This is a genomic window from Nitrospirota bacterium (assembly GCA_020846775.1).
Classification (GTDB): domain Bacteria; phylum Nitrospirota; class 9FT-COMBO-42-15; order HDB-SIOI813; family HDB-SIOI813; genus RBG-16-43-11.
On sequence record JADLDG010000071.1, the window covers coordinates 1 to 4,526 of the forward strand.

6 protein-coding genes are annotated in these 4,526 nt (G+C 39.5%); 3 read left to right on the plus strand and 3 right to left on the minus strand.

Features of this window, described 5'->3' with window-relative positions; translation table 11 throughout:
- Positions 1–152: 152 nt before the first annotated feature.
- The 3 genes from IT392_09450 to IT392_09460 are packed head-to-tail and all read right to left on the minus strand — an operon-like array spanning position 153 to position 1,398.
- Complete coding sequence (locus tag IT392_09450) at positions 153–668, minus strand: hypothetical protein (protein MCC6544711.1); 516 nt, start codon at positions 666–668, stop codon at positions 153–155.
- A 19-nt stretch (positions 669–687) separates the two neighbouring features.
- Positions 688–1,017: an ImmA/IrrE family metallo-endopeptidase gene (locus IT392_09455; protein MCC6544712.1), complete on the minus strand. Its 330-nt coding sequence runs from the start codon at positions 1,015–1,017 to the stop codon at positions 688–690.
- A 3-nt stretch (positions 1,018–1,020) separates the two neighbouring features.
- Positions 1,021–1,398, minus strand: a complete 378-nt coding sequence (locus IT392_09460) for a helix-turn-helix transcriptional regulator (GenBank protein ID MCC6544713.1) — start codon at positions 1,396–1,398, stop codon at positions 1,021–1,023.
- Between the two features lie 169 nt (positions 1,399–1,567).
- On the opposite strand from IT392_09460, the gene IT392_09465 reads away from it, so the two are divergent.
- The 3 genes from IT392_09465 (at position 1,568) to IT392_09475 (ending at position 4,033) form a co-directional block, all read left to right on the plus strand.
- Positions 1,568–2,086: a hypothetical protein gene (locus tag IT392_09465; protein MCC6544714.1), complete on the plus strand. Its 519-nt coding sequence runs from the start codon at positions 1,568–1,570 to the stop codon at positions 2,084–2,086.
- 472 nt (positions 2,087–2,558) lie between these two features.
- On the plus strand, positions 2,559–3,014 hold the full coding sequence (locus tag IT392_09470; protein ID MCC6544715.1) for a hypothetical protein: 456 nt from the start codon (positions 2,559–2,561) through the stop codon (positions 3,012–3,014).
- Positions 3,015–3,463: 449 nt separating this feature from the next.
- Positions 3,464–4,033 (plus strand): DUF2939 domain-containing protein, encoded by a 570-nt coding sequence (locus tag IT392_09475; GenBank protein MCC6544716.1) that lies wholly within the window; start codon positions 3,464–3,466, stop codon positions 4,031–4,033.
- Positions 4,034–4,526: the final 493 nt, after the last annotated feature.

Consider the following 4,526-nt stretch of genomic DNA (forward strand, 5'->3'; position numbering starts at 1 on the left):
GCAGGCGGTAAAACTAGCGCCTTATGAGGTCGTCCTGATAATCCATCAACAAAGCTTGCATGAACTGGTAGAGCATCTCCGGAATTTAGCAATAAATATTTCCGAGGCTGAGTCATGAGCAAGCATTAGCCGATGGTGTGCTGCGTACACTATTATAAGGAAAGGCCAAAATATTTCATCATTTCGCCAAACATTAGCGCATCCTCAACCTCTGTATCAATAGAATGTTCAACCGCGCCATGTTCGATAAATAAGTTATGATCATCTTCTGAGCATATGTGCCCTAAGGCTCCTAATCGTGGATTAGATAGAAAATATCCCCTTATTTCAATAGGCCCGAAAGATTCTTTTATCAATCCTGCAAATTTGGTTAATATGTCTTGCAGCATTGAGATCCTGTTCCGGTAATACTCATATTCCTCATCCACATTTATTACATGCTTATGTTCACCAATATAAGTCGTTCTTATTGGGGTATGCTCCGGTTTTTTTCTATCGTTATCTATAGTCCTTATCATTTGATTAGAATGTTGAAAGTCTTGCATCAAGCCATAAAATTTCTCGCCAATAAGATATCCCAGGGCTTTATCTATACCAAATCCTTCTTTTATATCCTCTGCTGCTTCAACCCATTGTTCTAATTGGTTTTCATTAATAAAATAGCCCATAGTTCTCCGAAATATCAAATTAGCAGCAATTAACTTTCTCGGTAATCAATTCCCAGGCAAAGTCCCAATTCTTTTCTATGGAAATATCCTTGCCTTTTATTCTCTTGACCCATTCGTTGGTATGCTTTATCAAATTGTCTCGCGGTACAAGGATCAGACCGGCAAAGGCGTATCCTTGATACTCGATCCAGCCATGTTCTTCTTCCGTCATAGAGTTGATGACTTCCTTCCATTCGGCTATTGAAAAGATCCGATTTGTTTTGTACAAAGTCCTGTGCAAGACGATATGGCCGATTTCATGGGCAAGGGTGAACCGGTAACGGTTGAGGTTGATTGGGTTTTTTGCCATAGACTATGCCTTGCGGATCAACTGTACCAGCTCATCGAGTTTTTTCTCTGAGATTTTCTTGCCTCTCAGTGTCCTGAACAGAATAGGCAAGCTTGCGGCAACATCCTCATCTTCGAGTAGCTCTTCAGGTATGCGTCCGGATTCAATATGGGCCATATCATAAAATTTATACCAGTCGTCAGTGCCTTTTTTTATGTGAAGGTAACCGGCATACTCCTCAAGTTTGTCGCTTCCCTGAGGCGGGGCCATAAGACCCCTTTCCAGCTTGCTGATATTACCGGGGTCAAGATTGTTCTCGGCACAGAACTGACGCAAGGTCTTTTTCAGCCCGGTTCTCTTTTGTTTAAAAAACGCACCGAATGTTAATTTTGTTGGCATCATGCCCCCCTTTGACAATAACGTGTTGTAAGAAGCTTACAACATGCATTTGCTTTTGTCAAACGCAATAAGTAGCCTGATGTTACCATTTCACAATGTCACATTCTGAAATGGAAACATCAATAGAATAAAATAGATGGATTATCTTATAAATCATAGATAAACTGAATCAATGTCTATCATAAATAATAAATTAGAAACACAGGTTTGGATTCTATTCAGGGCGTGGGCAAAAAAATACCGTGCTGACTATCGCAAAGAAAACCCCATTACGCCTTATAATAATAATAAATTTATTAAAGAACAGATAGAATTTATTCATCTATATTTAGCCCATATGCTATTAGATGGTGACAGCCCTCAAAATCTTCAAAGAATTAAGCGATTATTGTCCATGCAAGAAGCTGTGGCTGATGACACTAAATTGGAATTTAGATTTATTGGCGGCTACCCTTTTGAAGTTGCTCTTATTGCTGATAGCCTCAACGATATTGATATAGCAGATACATATGGGATAACTGATTTTGAACGTATTAATATATACAAAGGTAAAAATCGAAGATGGACCAAGAAAAGTGTCAATGAAATGATTCAGGATATAAGTTACGATTTGAGATTCGATGGTCTTGAATCTAAGTTTGAAATTGAGTTTCATGGAAATCATTTATATATTGAGTGCAGCATTGAGTAATGAGTGAAACAGGCCAGGACTACCGTAATATTCATAAGTGGGAATCAAGGGGGCGTGAACTATCGAAAAAGGAATTTGATGAGTAGGTTGAAAGAGGTGCCATATTAATAGAAGTGAGGAAATATCTGAGGGGACACTTTGGGTTTCCGATCTGGAAGATTGAAGATACCGTAAATGACATTAAGATAATGGTGAGAAGTAAAAAAGGTGAATAAGTAATAAAGCCATATAAATCTATATAGAAAGGAAGTAAACAAATTTGTAAGCAGAGTAGACTTTCCTTCAGGAAGAGTTTTATAATCTAACACGGAAAATTAGGAGAATAAAGTTGAGCCGCGACAGCTGGGGTGCAAGTGGCTAATATCGCAAGGATAGGAATTGAAATGAAGCCCTTTTCTCAGGTGTATTATACATCAGTTGAAAGGTTTATTAGGATGTTATACTGATCCATATAAACATATTTGGGAGACTTATGTCGTCGCAAAAAGAGAAGTATTCGGTAGGAATGGCGGGCGAACACTTCGTTGTTGCGGAGTTACTTCGTCGAGGGGTCAGTGCATCCATAACAATGGGAAACGCCAAGCGCGTGGACGTTGTTGCCTTGAACAACGACGCAACTAAAGTCGTGGTCGCTGAGGTCAAGTCCTCCCCTAAGAAGGAATGGATTGTTGGTAACATCATTCCTCAAGCTACACTCCAACCCTGGGTGCTTGTCCACATTCCGGCCGACGGTACTCCACCACGATATTTTATCCTGACTGCAAACGAACTCAACGCTATTTTGTCGCCTGGTTACCTCGAATATAAAGAGCGTTTCCTTGAACGTCACGGGAAACCATTTACTGGTAAAGGTGTATTTAAGCTTAAGTTGGCGCAGGTTTCGCAATATGAAAACAATTGGTCGTCAATAATTAACCAAATCTTCTAACTCTGCGTTTAACCGGACCTACGCAAAAAAACAGCGCAGGCCGGTTTATTCAAGTTACACAGACTTTCTCTCTGTAACCAATAAATTATTAGTATTCACAGGATGATGCTTATTAGGTGGATTTCACTGAGATAGAGACTCCTAAGACTATGTTTAAATCGATTCTAATCCCTCATGTAAAATTTCCATCTATCGTATGTTTCTTCAAATATCACTTTCCGAACCTCGTATAGCACTTCAGTTCTCTTCATTAATGGGCACTTCCATGCTATACATTCTAACTGGACAGATTATGTTCTAAAGGTCCTGACAGTTCATGTGTTCGCTACAAAAGTGATTATCGTGGTTGTATTTTCAATATCAATGAAATATTATACGATGAGGGAATTTATGTTCAGCAGATTAACAGAGTCAATCTAATCATTGTTAGCAATCGAAATAAGATGCCGATGAAGAAAATAAATTATGGAGTTGGGGCGGTCATAGTCCTTGTACTCGGGTATATTCTTGCTGCACCTTATATTACGGTATATCAGATGAAGACTGCTGCAGAGAGCCACAATGGAGAAGCGCTATCCGAACACGTCGATTTTCCAGCATTGCGGCAAAGTCTGAAAGACCAAATGAATGTAATGCTCGGAACGGTAATGGCTAAGGAAACAAAAAGAGGCAACCTGTTTGTTGCTTTTGGTGCGGCATTCGCTGGTATGATGGTGGAAAAGATGGTAGATGTCTATGTTACCCCTGTCGGCATTACGGAATTAATGAAAGGTGATAAAACAGAGTCAGAGGGACCCAATGGCGACACAATGGTGCAAGCACAGTCAAAGCCGTTATTCAACGCATCTATGTCTTATGAGTCTTTCAGCAAATTTTCTATAACCACGAGAAATAGTGAACCCGGCAAGGAGGTGAAATTTATATTGAGGCGCAGAGGTATGGGTTGGAAGTTAACAGAGATAATCATTCCACTCCAAAATTTACCTGAGATGTTTTTAGACCCTGATACCGAAGAATAACTTTGGAGATAATCTCCAAGGCATTTCATTACTGTTTGCGTTAGCGTACGTAGCAGAATGTCTCCTAAGATCGTGAGGGGATATCTCAACATAGAGTTTCTGTCCATACCGCTTCACCAAGAATATTGCTGTAGAACAGCAGATCGGGAATATCCGATCTTCCGGAGAAAGCTTCTTAATTGCTAAAGCGAGGGTTACAACACAGTTTTATCATCTTGGACGGTGGTTTCATACTGCAGTAATCTCCATTTCTTCCCGTAATCATTAATTTTCACACTTATGATTTCTGAGGAGTAGTAGGTGTAACCAGCTACAAGAATTAATGTTTCTATCCGTAAATAGTTGAAAGAAATTGATGAATAGTATAAAGGTTGTGTCCCGATTCGTGTGGAAAATGACATATCCCGGTATCCATGGTTATTAAATGACCTCCACATTTGCCTTTAAATCAATGATCTTTAGTCGTCCCATATCTGAGTATACCCCTTTAAGC

Bases quoted from the DNA above. Each gene is read 5' to 3' on its own strand.
- IT392_09450 (MCC6544711.1), bottom strand. From the start codon at position 668: ATGGGCTATTTTATTAATGAAAACCAATTAGAACAATGGGTTGAAGCA.
- IT392_09455 (MCC6544712.1), bottom strand. From the start codon at position 1,017: ATGGCAAAAAACCCAATCAACCTCAACCGTTACCGGTTCACCCTTGCC.
- IT392_09460 (MCC6544713.1), bottom strand. From the start codon at position 1,398: ATGATGCCAACAAAATTAACATTCGGTGCGTTTTTTAAACAAAAGAGA.
- IT392_09465 (MCC6544714.1), top strand. From the start codon at position 1,568: ATGTCTATCATAAATAATAAATTAGAAACACAGGTTTGGATTCTATTC.
- IT392_09470 (MCC6544715.1), top strand. From the start codon at position 2,559: ATGTCGTCGCAAAAAGAGAAGTATTCGGTAGGAATGGCGGGCGAACAC.
- IT392_09475 (MCC6544716.1), top strand. From the start codon at position 3,464: ATGAAGAAAATAAATTATGGAGTTGGGGCGGTCATAGTCCTTGTACTC.